Source organism: Nocardiopsis yanglingensis, assembly GCF_045809185.1.
Taxonomy (GTDB): Bacteria; Pseudomonadota; Gammaproteobacteria; order Xanthomonadales; family Xanthomonadaceae; genus Stenotrophomonas; species Stenotrophomonas yanglingensis.
On record NZ_JBJNRH010000001.1, the window covers coordinates 348,726 to 363,724 of the forward strand.

At 66.6% G+C, this 14,999-nt stretch carries 11 protein-coding genes; 8 read left to right on the forward strand and 3 right to left on the reverse strand.

Annotated elements, in window-relative coordinates; translation table 11 throughout:
* Position 1: 1 nt before the first annotated feature.
* From ACJ7C5_RS01655 to ACJ7C5_RS01690, 8 genes are all read left to right on the forward strand, one after another.
* Positions 2–640 carry an FMN-binding negative transcriptional regulator gene (locus ACJ7C5_RS01655; protein ID WP_412702893.1) on the forward strand — a complete coding sequence of 213 codons (639 nt, stop codon included), beginning with the start codon at positions 2–4 and terminating at the stop codon, positions 638–640.
* Positions 641–712: 72 nt separating this feature from the next.
* Positions 713–1,375, forward strand: a complete 663-nt coding sequence (gene can / locus ACJ7C5_RS01660) for a carbonate dehydratase (protein WP_014037740.1) — start codon at positions 713–715, stop codon at positions 1,373–1,375.
* A gap of 19 nt (positions 1,376–1,394) precedes the next feature.
* Entirely contained in the window at positions 1,395–1,916 is a 522-nt protein-coding gene (locus ACJ7C5_RS01665) for a 3-hydroxyanthranilate 3,4-dioxygenase (protein ID WP_412702894.1), read from the forward strand.
* 246 nt (positions 1,917–2,162) lie between these two features.
* Positions 2,163–3,437: a kynureninase gene (gene kynU, locus ACJ7C5_RS01670; protein ID WP_412702895.1), complete on the forward strand. Its 1,275-nt coding sequence runs from the start codon at positions 2,163–2,165 to the stop codon at positions 3,435–3,437.
* Between the two features lie 31 nt (positions 3,438–3,468).
* A complete protein-coding gene (locus tag ACJ7C5_RS01675; protein ID WP_412702896.1) occupies positions 3,469–4,836 on the forward strand; it encodes an FAD-dependent oxidoreductase in 1,368 nt (455 codons plus the stop codon).
* Entirely contained in the window at positions 4,836–6,275 is a 1,440-nt protein-coding gene (gene sbcB, locus ACJ7C5_RS01680; RefSeq protein WP_412702897.1) for an exodeoxyribonuclease I, read from the forward strand. Before ACJ7C5_RS01675 ends, sbcB begins: the two co-directional genes overlap by 1 nt.
* Positions 6,272–6,958 (forward strand): DUF2461 domain-containing protein, encoded by a 687-nt coding sequence (locus ACJ7C5_RS01685; RefSeq protein WP_094000977.1) that lies wholly within the window; start codon positions 6,272–6,274, stop codon positions 6,956–6,958. Before sbcB ends, ACJ7C5_RS01685 begins: the two co-directional genes overlap by 4 nt.
* 55 nt (positions 6,959–7,013) lie before the next feature.
* Positions 7,014–7,565, forward strand: a complete 552-nt coding sequence (locus ACJ7C5_RS01690) for a DUF2939 domain-containing protein (RefSeq protein ID WP_125428448.1) — start codon at positions 7,014–7,016, stop codon at positions 7,563–7,565.
* A gap of 149 nt (positions 7,566–7,714) precedes the next feature.
* On the opposite strand, the gene ACJ7C5_RS01695 is transcribed toward ACJ7C5_RS01690, so the two are convergent.
* The 3 genes from ACJ7C5_RS01695 to ACJ7C5_RS01705 all read right to left on the reverse strand — a co-directional run bounded on the left by ACJ7C5_RS01695 (position 7,715) and on the right by ACJ7C5_RS01705 (position 14,781).
* Positions 7,715–8,659, reverse strand: coding sequence for a 5'-nucleotidase (locus ACJ7C5_RS01695; RefSeq protein ID WP_005417414.1), 945 nt, complete (start codon positions 8,657–8,659; stop codon positions 7,715–7,717).
* A 47-nt stretch (positions 8,660–8,706) separates the two neighbouring features.
* Positions 8,707–9,480, reverse strand: a complete 774-nt coding sequence (locus ACJ7C5_RS01700; protein WP_049445646.1) for an NAD kinase — start codon at positions 9,478–9,480, stop codon at positions 8,707–8,709.
* A gap of 393 nt (positions 9,481–9,873) precedes the next feature.
* Positions 9,874–14,781: an NAD-glutamate dehydrogenase gene (locus ACJ7C5_RS01705; RefSeq protein ID WP_412702898.1), complete on the reverse strand. Its 4,908-nt coding sequence runs from the start codon at positions 14,779–14,781 to the stop codon at positions 9,874–9,876.
* Positions 14,782–14,999 lie beyond the last annotated feature (218 nt).

Sequence of the window (14,999 nt, forward strand, 5' to 3'; positions counted from 1 at the left end):
CATGTTCACCTCGCGCGCCTTCGCCGAGACCGACCTGCTCTGGCTGGACCGCCTGCTGGCGCGCGACCCGTTCGTTACCGTGCTCACGCCCGGTAACGATGGTCTGCCGGAGCTGACCCGGATGCCGGTACTGTACCGGCGTGACGGCGAACAGATCGAACTGCGCGGCCACTGGGCCCGCGCCAACCCGCAGTCGCGCCACAGCGGCGCGGCCAAGGTGCTTGTCGACGGCCCACACGGCTATGTCTCGGCCAGCTGGTACCCGGACAAGGAACCTGCGGCGCGGGTGCCGACCTGGAACTACGCCGCCGCCGAACTGTGTGGCCAGCTGCAGACCTTTGACGACACTGATGCGCTGGCCGAACTGGTCGGTACGATCAGCGACCATTTCGAAGCCAGTGTCGGCCAGGCCTGGCAGTTCGATGCCACGCGTGCCGAACACGGCCCGGAACTGCGCGCCATCGTTGGCTTCCGTTTCCAGGTCGAACACGTGCAGCTGAAGCTCAAGCTGAGCCAGAACCATCCCGATGCCAACCAGCGCGCAGTGATCACCGAACTGGAACAGCTGGGCTTCCCCGCTTCCACCGAGTTGGCGCAGTGGATGCGCTGGCACCGCGAACAGGCCGCCCGCAGCGACTGAACGCCCCAGATTCCCGCGACGACGCAGCCGGATGGCTGCGGCGCGCCCCCACCCGACGCCAGGGACCCGTACATGAAAGACATCCACAAGCTGCTGCAGAACAACCGCGACTGGGCCGACCGCATCGAGAAGGAAGACCCCGAGTTCTTCCACCAGCTGGCCAAGCAGCAGCACCCGGAATACCTGTGGATCGGCTGTTCCGATTCGCGCGTGCCGGCCAACCAGATCATCGGCATGGCCCCGGGCGAAGTGTTCGTGCACCGCAACGTCGCCAACGTGGTCGCCCACACCGATCTGAACTGCCTGAGCGTGGTGCAGTACGCGGTGGACCAGTTGAAGGTGAAGCACATCCTGATCGTCGGCCACTACGGCTGCGGCGGCGTGCATGCCTGCCTGCACAACACCCGCGTCGGCCTGGCCGACAACTGGCTGCGCCACGTGGGCGATGTGATGCAGAAGCACACCGGCATCCTCGATGCGATCGAGACCGATGAGCTCAAGCACGCGCGCCTGTGCGAACTGAACGTAATCGAGCAGGTTGCCAACCTGTGCCGCTCGACCATCGTGCAGGACGCCTGGGCCCGCGGCCAGAAGCTGATGGTGCATGGCTGGGTCTACAGCCTGAAGGACGGACGCGTGCGCGAGATGGGCATCGACGTCGGCTCACAGGAAGAGCTGCAGCCAGCCTATGAAAAGGCCCTGTCCTACGTCCCGCGCAAGGGCAAGCGCGACTGATTCCCTACGGAAGACCACCATGCTCGCTTCGCCGATCAACCTGCACGCCTGGATCGAAGAAAACCGCCACCTGCTGAAGCCGCCGGTGGGCAACAAGATGATCGACAACGGCGATTTCATCGTAATGGTGGTGGGCGGGCCGAATTCGCGCACCGACTACCACTACGACGAAGGTCCGGAGTGGTTCTACCAGCTCGAAGGCGAGATGGTGCTGAAGGTGCAGGAAGACGGCGCGGTGCGTGATATTCCGATCCGTGCCGGCGAGATCTTCCTGCTGCCGGCGAAGGTGCCGCACTCGCCGCGGCGCCCGCCCGGTGGTATCGGCCTGGTGGTCGAGCGCAAGCGCCTGCCGCATGAGATGGACGGCGTGATCTGGCACTGCGAACGCTGCAACCACAAGCTGCACGAAGAGTATTTCCCGCTGCAGAACATCGAAACCGATCTGCCCAAAGTGTTTGCGCGCTACCACGCCAGCCTGGAACTGCGCACCTGCAGCGAATGCGGGCACGTGGATCCGCTGCCGGCGCCAGCGGCGGGCTGAGCCATCGAACGGTAGATGCCCACCTTGGTGGGCGCTTGGTCGCTCCCGCTCTGGTAGATCCCCACCTTGGTGGGCGCTTGGTCGCTCCCGCTCTGGTAGATCCCCACCTTGGTGAGCGCTTGGTTACACGTGCGCCAACCAAGGTTGGCGACTACCGGATCACGTGGCGCCGGTGTCGGGTTGGCTGCTACCGGGCCATCCCCCAGGCGCTACACTGGCGGTCCCGTTGCAGCCTGTTGCCCGACCATGTCCGACCTGCTCAGCCGCACCCACGCCATTGCCCTGGACGCCTCCGATCCGCTGCGCCCGCTGCGCAATGAATTCCTGATTCCGCGCCATGGTGGCGGCGAGCAGACCTACTTCGTCGGCAACTCGCTGGGCCTGCAGCCGCGTGGCGCACAGGCGGCCGTGCAGGAAGTGATGAAGCAGTGGGGCGAGCTGGCAGTGGAAGGCCACTTCACCGGCCCGACGCAGTGGCTGTCCTACCACCGCCTGGTGAGCGCGCAGCTGGCCCGCGTGGTCGGTGCGCTGCCCAGCGAAGTGGTGGCGATGAACACGCTGAGCGTGAACCTGCACCTGATGATGGTCAGCTTCTACCGGCCGACGGCCGAGCGCCCGGTGATCCTGATGGAGGCCGGCGCGTTCCCGACCGACCGCCATGCGGTGGAGGCGCAGATCCGCTTCCATGGCTTCGACCCGGCCGAGTGCCTGGTGGAAGTGCAGCCGGACGAGGCCAACGGCACGATCTCGCTGGCCGCGATCGAGCGCGCCATCGCCGAACACGGCCCGCGCCTGGCGCTGGTGCTGTGGCCGGGTGTGCAGTACCGCACCGGTCAGGCCTTCGACCTGGATGCGATCACCCGCGCCGCGCGCCTGCAGGGCGCGCGCATCGGCTTCGACCTGGCGCACTCGGTCGGCAACCTGCCGCTGCGCCTGCATGACATCGCACCCGATTTTGCCGTGTGGTGCCATTACAAGTACCTCAACAGCGGCCCGGGCGCAGTGGCCGGCGCCTTCGTGCACGAACGCCATCACCGCGACACCAGCCTGCCGCGCTTTGCCGGCTGGTGGGGCCATGAAGAGTCCACCCGTTTCCAGATGGCACCGCAGTTCACCCCGGCCATCGGCGCCGAGGGCTGGCAGCTGAGCAACCCACCGATCCTCGGCCTGGCCCCGCTGCGTGCATCGCTGGACCTGTTCGAGCGCGCCGGCATGGAGGCGCTGCGCAGCAAATCGCTGGCGCTGACCGGCATGCTCGAAGCGCTGGTGCGCGCGCGCCTGTCCAGCGTGCTGGACATCATCACGCCGGCTGACCCGCAGCGCCGCGGCTGCCAGCTGTCGCTGCGCGTGATCGGTGGCCGCGAACGTGGCCGCGCACTGTTCGAACACCTGCGCGGCATCGGCGTGCTCGGCGACTGGCGCGAGCCCGACGTGATCCGTATTTCGCCCACCCCGCTCTACAACCGCTACCTGGACGTGCACCACTTCGTCGAGGAAGTGGAAGCCTGGGCCGGCCTCTAAGCCGGCCCCTCCCCTACTGCTGGACAGTTCGTTGATCGCACACGCTTCCCGCTCGTTGAGCATTATCGGTGCCGGCCTCGCCGGGTCCCTGCTGGCCATCCTGCTGTCACGCCAGGGCTGGCGCATCACCCTGTACGAACGCCGCGGTGATCCACGCGTGGCCGATTACGAGAGCGGCCGCTCGATCAACCTGGCGTTGGCCGAGCGCGGGCGCAATGCGCTGCGCCAGGCGGGCGTGGAGGACGAAGTGATGGCACGCGCGGTGATGATGCGCGGACGCATGGTGCGCCCACGCGAGGGCGAACCGCAGCTGCAGCGCTATGGCCGTGATGACAGCGAAGTGATCTGGTCGATCCATCGCAGTGATCTGAATACCACGCTGCTGGAGCTGGCCGAACAGGCCGGCGCCACCGTGCACTTCCATCGCCGCCTGCACACCGTTGATTTCGATGCGGGTTACGCGCGCTTCATCGATGACCGTGACGACAGCCCGCACGACATCCGCTTCGACACCCTGATCGGTGCCGACGGAGCGGGCTCGGCACTGCGTGCGGCGATGAACCGCCGTGCACCGCTGGGCGAGGACATTGCCTTCCTCGACCACTCCTACAAGGAGCTGGAGATCCCGCCGGCCGCCGACGGCAGCTTCCGCATCGAGCGCAACGCGCTGCACATCTGGCCGCGCGGCCACTACATGTGCATCGCCCTGCCCAACCACGAAGGCACCTTCACCGTCACCCTGTTCCTGCCCAACCAGGGCGATCCCAGCTTCGCGACGGTCAACACCGGCGCGCAGGCCGAAGCGCTGTTCGCACGCGAGTTCGCCGACACCCTGCCGTTGATCCCGAACCTGCGTGCGGACTGGGAACAGCACCCGCCAGGCCTGCTCGGCACACTCACCCTGGAACGCTGGCACCAACAGGGCCGCGCCGTGCTGATCGGCGACGCCGCGCATGCGATGGTGCCGTTCCACGGCCAGGGCATGAACTGCGCGTTCGAGGACTGCGTTGCGCTGGCCCGTCACCTGATGGAGGCCGATGATCTGGAAGGTGCGTTCGCCGCGTTCGAAGCCGAGCGCAAGCCAAACGCGCGCGCGATCCAGCAGATGGCGCTGGAAAACTATCTGGAGATGCGCGACCGGGTGGCCGACCCGGCCTTCCTGCTGCAGCGCGAGCTGGAGCAGGAGCTGCAGCGTCGCTGGCCGACCCGCTTCGTGCCGCACTACACCATGGTCACCTTCCTGCACACGCCGTACGCCGAGGCGCTGCACCGCACCGAAGTGCAGCGCGGGATGCTGGTCGCGGCCACCGCAGGTCACGATTCACTGGACAACATCGACTGGGCGGCACTGGAAGCGCAGATCCACGCGCAGCTGCCGGTCCTGGAGGGCGCGCACTGATGGCTGACAGCTTCCTGTTCTACGACCTGGAAACCTTCGGTCAGGACCCGCGGCGTACGCGCATCTCGCAGTACGCCGCGATCCGTACCGACGCCAACCTCAACGAGATCGATACCCCGGTCAGCTTCTTCGTGCGCCCGGCCGATGACCTGCTGCCCTCACCGATGGCCACGCTGGTGACCGGCATTACTCCGCAGCAGGCATTGGCCGAAGGCATCAGCGAGGCCGAAGCCTTCGACCGCATCAACGAGCAGCTGTCGCGCCCCGGCACCTGCGCGCTGGGTTACAACACGCTGCGCTTCGACGATGAGTTCGTCCGCTACGGGCTGTTCCGCAACTTCCATGACCCGTACGAACGCGAGTGGCGCAATGGCAATTCGCGCTGGGACCTGCTGGACATGCTGCGGTTGATGCGCGCGATGCGCCCGGATGGCATCCAATGGCCGCTGCGCGAAGACGGCGCCACCTCGTTCAAGCTCGAGCATCTGGCAGAGGCCAACAACGTGCGCGAAGGCGATGCGCACGAAGCACTCTCAGACGTGCGCGCCACCATCGGCATGGCCCGCCTGTTCAAGCAGTCGCAGCCGCGCCTGTGGGACTACGCCCTGAAGCTGCGTGACAAGCGCTTCGTCGGCGGCCTGCTGGACGTGGCCGCGATGAAGCCGGTGCTGCACATTTCCATGCGCTACCCGGCCAGCCGCCTGTGCGCGGCACCGGTGCTGCCGCTGGCCATGCACCCGACCATCAACAACCGGGTGATCGTGTTCGACCTGGAAGGCGAGATCGACGATCTGCTGGAACTGCCGGCCGAGGTGATCGCACAGCGCCTGTACATGCGCGCCAGCGAGCTGCCCGAAGGCGTTGCGCGGGTACCGCTGAAGGAAGTGCATCTGAACAAGGTGCCGGCACTGATCGCCTGGAACCACCTGCGTGTCGACGACCACGAGCGCCTGGGCCTGGACGTTGCGGCCATCGAAGCCAAGGTCGAGCGCCTGCGCGAATTCGCCCCGGCGCTGGCCGAAAAAGCCCGCCAGGTCTACAACCAACCGCGCGCGGCAACCGTGGCCGACGTCGATGCCTCGCTGTACGACGGCTTCCTCGGCAATGGCGACAAGCCGTTGCTTGCGCTGGCACGCACCACCGCACCGGAGCAGTTGGCCGCGCTGGAAGGCCGCTTCCGCGACCCGCGCCTGCCAGAGCTGTTGTTCCGCTACCGCGCACGCAACCATCCCGACAGCCTCGCGCCGGCTGAACATCAGCGCTGGCAGGATTACCGCCGCCAGCGCCTGCTGGGAGACGGCGGCCTGGGCGAACTCAATCTGCCCCAGTACCAGCAGCAGCTCGATGCACTGGCCGCCGAAGCACCCGACGATGCGCGGCGCCAGGCCCTGCTGCAATCGCTGCGCGACTGGGGCCAGCAGCTGCAGGAGACCTTGTGAGTACCTATTTCTCGGACGCCAGCTTCAAGTTCCTGCGCAGCCTGGCGCGGCATAACGAAAAGGCGTGGTTCAACGACCATCGCCAGCAGTATGAAGACCACGTCCGGCAGCCGTTCCTGCGCCTGCTGGGCGACCTGCAGCCGGCGCTGGCCGAGGTCAGCGACCATTTCCGTGCCGATACCCGCGGCGTCGGCGGCTCACTGTTCCGCATCCATCGCGACGCGCGCTTCTCCAACGACAAATCCCCGTACAAGACCTGGCAGGGTGCACGTCTGTTCCATGAGCGCCGCCGCGAGGTGGCCGCGCCCTCGTTCTACGTGCACCTGCAGCCGGGCGAAAGCTTCGTCGGCGCCGGTCTGTGGCATCCGGAACCGGAAACCCAGCGCCGCGTGCGCCACTTCATCCTCGACAACCCCGGCAGCTGGAAGGCCGCTGCGCATGCACCAGCGCTGCGCAAGCGCTTCGATTTCGAGGAGAGCGAGAAGCTGGTACGGCCGCCGCGTGGCTTCCCGGCCGACTTCGAGTTCATCGACGACCTCAAGCACCGCAACTGGGTGATGTGGCGCTCGCTGGACGACACCACCATGACTGGCCCGCGCCTGCTGTCCACGCTGGGCAAGGACCTGGCTGGGCTCGGCCCGTTCGTCGACTACCTGTGTGCGGCGCTGGACCTGGAGTTCTAGACTGCATCACCTGCCGTTCACCACCGGCTGCCGCAGTTGCGGCAGTCTGGGCGGCATGAAGAAGCTCATTGCACTGCTGGTGCTGGTGGTTCTTGCGCTGGCCGCCTGGTGGTTCGGCGGCCCGTACGTGACCGTGCATGGCCTGTCCAAGGCCATCGAGCAACGCGACACCGCGCGGCTGGAACGCTACGTCGATTTCCCGCGCGTGCGCAGCAGCCTGCGCGCCCAGCTCAACGACTATCTTGTGCGCCAGGCCGGGCCTGACGTGGCGGCCAGCCCGTTCGGCGCCCTGCTCTACGGGCTGGGCGACCAGCTCGGTGGTGCGGCGGTGGAGACGATGGTGACCCCGACCGGGATTGGCGCGATGCTGCAGGGCCACGTGCTGTGGAAGCGCGGCCGCAATGAACTGCAGGGCGGCGATGCCTTCGGCCCGACCGAACCGGCACGGCCACTGAAGCATGCCGAGCACCATTTCGAGGCATTGGACCGCTTCGTCATCAATGTCGATCGCGGTCCCGGCCAGCCGCCGCTGAAGGTGGTGCTGGAGCCGCAGGGGCTGCGCTGGAAGGTGGTGGATCTGCAGCTGGGGATGTCAGGCAGCCCGTGACCGGTAGAGGCCCACCCCGGTTGGCGCATTGGGCCTGGTAGTTGCCAACCTTGGTTGGCGCCGTCTTGGATCCATGCCCACCAAGGTGAGCATCTACCAGAGCGCAGTGCCCCCGGTGGGTGCCAACCAAGGTTGGCGACTACCAGACCCTACCCCTCGTTTGCGACGCCGTGTGGCACGTGGCCGGCGGCCACGTGCTCGCGGGCGCTGTCGATGTTGTGCTGTGAATCATCGAAGAAGATGTCGGCGCCGAACGCCTGCAGGAACGGTCCCTTGTGGCGCCCTCCGAGGAACAGGGCCTCGTCCAGGCGCACGCCCCACTCGCGCAGGGTGCGGATCACCCGCTCATGCGCCGGCGCCGAACGCGCGGTCACCAGCGCGGTACGGATCGGTGCGCTGTCACCGGCCGGAAACACTTCCTGCAGCGTATGCAGCGCCGACAGGAAGCCGCGGAACGGGCCGCCACTGAGCGGCTCGCGGGCCCGTTCACGCTCGTGGCGGCCAAAGGCTTCCACGCCCTGCTCGCGCGAAATGCGCTCACTCTCGTCACCGAAGATCACCGCGTCACCGTCGAAGGCGATGCGCAGCTGGCCGGCCGGGCGACCGGTATCGATCTGGTCGGCCGCCGCCGCAGCAGTCTCACCGGGCGGCTTGGGCAGGATGGTGGCCGCGGCGATGCCATGGCGCAGCGCGCTGCGCACCGATTCGGGGTTGGCCGACAGGAACAGGTCGGTGCCGAACGGCTTCACGTACGGCCAGGTCGGCTCGCCGGCCGTGAACGTCGCACGGATGATGCCCAGGCCGTAGTGCTGGATCGAGTTGAAGATGCGCAGGCCGGTATCGGCCGAGTTGCGCGACAGCAGGATGACCTCGACCCGCGGGTTCTCCGGGCTGGCGCCCTGGTTCAGCGCCAGCAGCTTGCGCACCACCGGGAAGGCCACGCCGGGCCCGAGGATATCGTCCTCGTGCTGGCGCTGGAACTCGGCATAGGCCGCCACGCCATCGCTCTCGAACAGCGCGTGGCTTTCCTCGAGGTCGAACAGGGCGCGCGAGGTCACCGCAACGGTCAGCAAACGGGGGGAGTTGTCGCCCATCGGTGGGGGTCCTTCAAGCGGTCGGCACGGCCGGCCGCCTATTGTCCTCAAAAAACGAACTGTTCGCTCAGGATCCGGTCTTCCAGGTTGTGCTCCGGGTCGAACAGCAGGGTCACGCGGCGGTCCTTCGACTCGCGGATGGTCACTTCGACCACGTCGCGGGTCTCGTGCGAATCAGCGGTCACGCTGATCGGGCGCTTGTAGGGATCAAGCACACGGAAACGTACTTCGGTGTCGGCCTTGAGGATCGCCCCGCGCCAGCGTCGCGGCCGATACGGGGCCAGCGGCGTCAGCGCGATGGTATGCGAGCCCAGCGGCAGCACCGGGCCGTGCGCGGAATAGTTGTACGCGGTACTGCCAGCCGGGGTGGCAACCAGCACGCCGTCACCGATCAGTTCGGCCACGCGCTCCTGGCCGTTGAGATCGATGCCGATATGCGCGGCCTGACGGGTCTGGCGCAACAGCGAGACGTCGTTGTAGGCCAGCGAGCCGGTACTGGTGCCCGATTCGGTCAGTGCGACCATTTCCAGCGGACGCAGGTTGGCCGGTTCGGCACGGGCGATGCGCGCCTGCACGTCATCGTCGCCGCGGTACTGGTTCATCAGGAAGCCCACCGTGCCCAGTTTCATGCCGAACACCGGCTTGCCCAGGTGCCCATGCCGGTGCAGGGTCTGCAGCATGAAGCCATCGCCGCCCAGTGGGCACAGTACATCGGCCTGCTCGGGCGTGTAGTCGCCATAGCGCGACACCATGGCCGCGCGGGCCATCTGCGCGGGCTCGGTGGTGCTGGCCAGGAAAGCGATTCGGGGGGTGTCGCTCATCGGTGGATCCGGGGGGGGGGGGGTAACTGATGAAGAGCATAACCGAGCGCCGGGGGTTGGACCGCGCGGGGCGGATGACCGGCATATCCGCCGGGACACGCCGTAAACCCGTCCCTGGGGGCTCGATCGCGCCATCCATGGCGCTCACGGTCCCGGCGGATATGCCGGTCATCCACCTGGCAGGTTCACAGCCGGCGTCGGGACAGGTGGTCGCAAAAGGCCAAAGGCAGAAACAGAACGGCCCCGCTTTCGCGGGGCCGTTCCTCCAACTGCTGCAGATCAGGAGCCCCCCTGAGTCAGGGGGGCGCGCCAACGGCGCGGGGGTCTGGGAGCATGGTTGGCATGGGGCCCACGGTTTGCAGAGCAAACCGTGGGGCGTCAGCGCGAATGCGCTTACGCACCATGCGCTGCGAGCTGGCCCAGGCGCTGGACCGCGACCGAGACGGTCGGGTAGTCCAGGGTCTTCTGCTCGGCCAGTTCGGCCAGCATCGCCAGGGTAAAGCGCAGGCTGTTGTCGTCGCGCCCCATCCATGCCGCCACCTTGGCTTCGGCACTGCCACCCTTGGTGCCCAGCACCTGGCCGGCCAGGTTGCGGTGGTTGGCGGCCAGTTCGTCACGCAGCACGCCACGTGCCACCGCGTGCCAACGGCCGTTGACCTCCAGCGCATCGACCTGCTCGAACAGCCACGGCAGCTGCAGGGCATCGCCCAGGCGGAAGTGGACCTTGGACACGTCCACCGGCTTCAGCTTGCGGGTGCGGGCCAGTTCGATGATGTCGAACGCCGGCTCCAGGAAGTGCAGTTCGGCCAGCTGCTGTGCCAGTGCGGACGGCAGGCCCTTTTCCTTCCACTCGGCCACCAGGGCTTCGTAGGTCGGACGCTGCGAATCCGGCAGCACACCCGAGGCAACACGGATGTCGTTGAACGGACCCTGGTAGCGGTTGACCGCTTCGGTGATGCCCGGCATCGCGCCCGGGCGCGACAGCAGCCAACGCACGAACGAGCGCTGCAGCTTCCAGATCACTTCCAGCGCGTCGATCTGCACCGACTCCGGCACCTTGCCGTCGAGCGCATCGATCTGCGCCCACAGCGCGCGTGCATCCAGCGTTTCGCGGCTGATGGTGTAGGCCTTGGCGACCTCGGCGATGGAACGGCCGGTGTCTTCCTGCATGCGCATCAGGAAGGTGGCGCCCATGCGGTTGATGGTCTGGTTGGTCACCGCCGTGGCGATGATTTCGCGCTTCAGGCGGTGACGCTCCATCGCGTCGGCGTACTTCTTCTGCAGCGGGGTCGGGAAGTAGCGCTGCAGTTCCTTGGACAGGTACGGATCTTCCGGGATGTCCGAATCCAGCAGCTGGGCGAACGCCACCAGCTTGGAGTAGGACAGCAGCACCGACAGTTCCGGACGGGTCAGGCCCTGGCCGCGTGCCTTGCGCTGCGACAGCTCGGCGTCGGACGGCAGGAATTCGATCTGGCGATCGAGCAGGCCCTGCTGTTCAAGCGTACGGATGAAGTGCTGCTTGGAACCCAGGCGCTTGACCGCCATCCGCTCCATCAGACTCAGCGCCTGGTTCTGGCGGTAGTTGTCGTTGAGCACCAGCTCGGCGACTTCATCGGTCATCGAGGCCAGCAGCTTGTTGCGCTGCTCGACGGTCAGCTTCTTGGCCCGCACCACATCGTTGAGCAGGATCTTGATGTTGACTTCGTGGTCGGAGGTATCCACACCGGCCGAGTTGTCGATGAAGTCGGTGTTGAGCAGCACGCCGGCCTGGGCGGCTTCGATGCGGCCCAGCTGGGTCATGCCCAGGTTGCCGCCCTCGCCCACCACCTTGCAGCGCAGCTCGCCACCATTCACACGCAGCGCGTTGTTGGCGCGGTCGCCGACATCGCTGTGCTGCTCGCTGGCGGCCTTGACGTAGGTACCGATACCGCCGTTCCACAGCAGGTCGACCGGTGCCTTCAGGATCGCGCTCATCAGATCGTTCGGCGACAGCGCCTTGACGCTCTCGTCCAGGCCCAGCACTTCACGCACCTGCGGGGTGATCTCGATCGACTTCAGGCTGCGCGGGTACACGCCGCCGCCCTTGCTGATCAGCTTGGCATCGTAGTCCGCCCAGCTCGAACGCGGCACGGTGAACAGGCGCTCACGTTCGACGAACGTGGTGGCCGCATCCGGGTTCGGGTCCAGGAAGATGTGGCGGTGGTCGAATGCAGCGACCAGGCGGATGTGGCGCGACAGCAGCATGCCGTTGCCGAACACGTCGCCGGACATGTCGCCGACGCCGACTGCGGTGAAGTCCTGGCTCTGGCTGTCACGGCCCAGCGCACGGAAGTGGCGCTTGACCGACTCCCACGCACCACGTGCGGTGATGCCCATGCCCTTGTGGTCGTAACCCACCGAACCACCGGAGGCGAACGCATCGCCCATCCAGAAGCCGTGCGCGATGGCCAGGCCGTTGGCGATGTCGGAGAAGGTCGCAGTGCCCTTGTCGGCGGCCACCACCAGGTACGGATCGTCCATGTCATGGCGCACGACATCCACCGGCGGCACGATCTTGTTGTTGACGATGTTGTCGGTGATGTCCAGCAGGCCCTGGATGAACAGCTTGTAGCAGGCCACGCCGTTGGCGAAGATCGCATCGCGGTCGCCGTTCACCGGCGGGGTCTTGGCGAAGAAGCCGCCCTTCGCGCCGACCGGCACGATGACGGTGTTCTTGACCATCTGCGCCTTGACCAGGCCCAGCACTTCGGTGCGGAAGTCTTCGCGACGGTCCGACCAGCGCAGGCCACCACGGGCGACCGCGCCGAAGCGCAGGTGGGTACCTTCCACGCGCGGGCCGTAGACGAAGATTTCGCGGTACGGGCGCGGCTTCGGCAGGTCCGGCACCAACGCCGAATCGAACTTGAAGCTGATGACATGACCGTGCTGGCCGTTGGCATCGGTCTGGTAGTAGCTGGTACGCAGGGTCGCGTCGATCACGCCCATGAACGAGCGCAGGATGCGGTCCTCGTCCAGGCTGGACACGCGGTCCATCAGCTTCAGCAGCGCATCGCGCGCGGCCTGCATCTGCGCGTCGCGGTCACCCTTGCGGGCGTCGACCACGGTCTTGAGCACCTTCAGGGTGGCGTCGTCGCCGGCAGCCAGCACATCGAAGTGGGCCTTCAGCTGGGCCTGGCCGGCAGCGATGTCGTCCTTGCTCTCGTGGCCGGTAGCCGGATCGAAGCGTGCTTCGAACAGTTCCACCAGCAGGCGGGCCAGCAGCGGGTAACGGGCGAAGGTGCCTTCCACATACGCCTGCGAGAACGGCACGCCGGTCTGCAGCAGGTACTTGCAGTAGCCGCGCAGCATGGCGACCTGGCGCCAGTGCAGGCCGGCAGCCAGCACCAGGCGGTTGAAGCCGTCGTTCTCGGCATCGCCGTGCCAGACGCGGGCGAAGGTCTCGCCGAAGGCTTCATCGACACTGGCGGCATCGATCGCGCCGGCAGTCGATTCGACCTCGAAGTCCTGCACGTACACCGGGGCGTTGTCGACCGACAGGCGGTACGGACGCTCGGCGATCACGCGCAGGCCCATGTTTTCCATCATCGGCAGCGCGTCCGACAGCGGAATGTCGTCCAGCTGGCGATACAGTTTCAGGCGCAGGCCATCGCCGCTTTCGCGCGGCACGGCCTGCAGGCTCAGACGCAGGTCGTCCGGGCCCGTCAGGGCATCGAGCTGGCTGACATCGTTGGCGGCAACGGCAGTGCTGTTGTCTTCGATGTAGCCGGCCGGCAGCGCCTTGCCGATACGGGCGGCGATGCGCAGGCCTTCGGTTTCGCCATGGCGGGTCACCAGCGCTTCACGCAGGTCGTCCTGCCAGTTGCGCAGCACCTGGGCCAGCTTCTGCTCCAGTTCGGCGGTATCGACGTCGAGCATTTCGCCCGGTTTCGGGCGCACGATCAGGTGCACCTGGGCCAGCGGCGATTCGCCCAGCACCACCGAGCTGTCCACGTACTCACCGTGCAGCGCTTCCTTCAGCATCGCTTCGATGCGCAGGCGCACGTCGGTGTTGAAGCGCTCACGCGGCAGGTAGACCAGCGCGGAGATGAAACGGCTGTACTTGTCACGGCGCAGGAACAGGCGGCTGCGCACGCGCTCCTGCAGGCCCAGCACGCCCATGGCAGTGCGGAACAGTTCGTCCTCGCTGGACTGGAACAGTTCTTCGCGCGGCAGGGTTTCCAGGATGTGGCGCAGGGCCTTGCCGCTGTGGCTGGCCGAGGCCAGGCCCGACTGCTTCATCACGTGCTCGTGGCGCTGGCGCACCAGCGGGATTTCCCACGGACGACGGTTGTAGGCACTGGAGGTGAACAGGCCAAGGAAGCGCTGCTCGCCGATGATCTTGCCCTTGGCGTCGAATTCCAGCACGCCGATGTAGTCCATGTAGCCGGCGCGGTGCACGCGCGAACGGGCATTGGTCTTGGTCAGGATCAGCGCGTCCTTCAGGCCGGACGTGGTGTTCAGACCCTGCGCGGCCAGCGTCTTGACCGGACGTGCGGCGGACTTGTCCTTGCCGCGCATCAGGCCCAGGCCGGTGTCGTTCAGCGGCGCCAGCACTTCTTCCTTGCCCTGCTTCTCGACGCGGTACTCGCGGTAGCCGAAGAAGGTGAAGTGGTTGTCGGCGGCCCAGCGCAGGAATTCCTGTGCTTCCTTGCGCGAGGCTGCGTCGACCGGCAGCTGGCGGCTGCCCAGGTCGTCGGCCAGTGCCAGCGCCTTGTCCTTCATCGGCTGCCAGTCGCGCACGATCGCACGCACTTCGTCCAGCGCCTTGTTGATGGCCTGCTCGATGGCCGCCATGGCTTCGGCCGGCTGGCGGTCGATTTCCAGCAGCATCACCGACTCGGCATCCCCCTCGCCGACCTTGACCAGCTTGCCGGCCTTGTCGCGGGTGAAGCGCAGCACCGGATGGCCCAGCACGTGCACGCCCACGCCCTGTTCGGCCAGCGACATGGTGACGGTGTCGACCAGGAACGGCATGTCGTCGTTGACGATCTGCAGCACGGTGTGCGGCGATTCCCAACCGTTGGCCTTCGCGGTCGGATTGAACACGCGGACGTTGGCCTTGCCGGCCTTGCGGGCACGGGCGAATTCCAGCGTCTCAGCCGCGAGCGCGGCCCACTCTTCAGCGCTGTGGTGCGGGAACTCGTCCGACTCCATGCGCTTGTAGAAGTCAGTGGCGAAGGCCACCGCTTCGGCCTGTGCGGCCGCGGGGTAACGCTTGCGCAATGCCGTGTACACCGGCTCCAGGGAGAAACCAGCGGTCACTGCGACCTCCGACTCTGCTGGTTTGGTCTTGTTTTTCACGGTCTTGGCTGCGGTTTTTTGCGGTTTCATGGCAGAGCGATGCGCTTGCTCAGTTGGGAAAATGAAATTGTAGCCCTACCGCACGAAAAGGCCTTGCTGCAGGACGGAATAAGTAGATTCGGGTTTGCTGCGGTTTAGACGCCTATTCAGTTCGCACCGGTATGGTGCTGGCGCCCGCT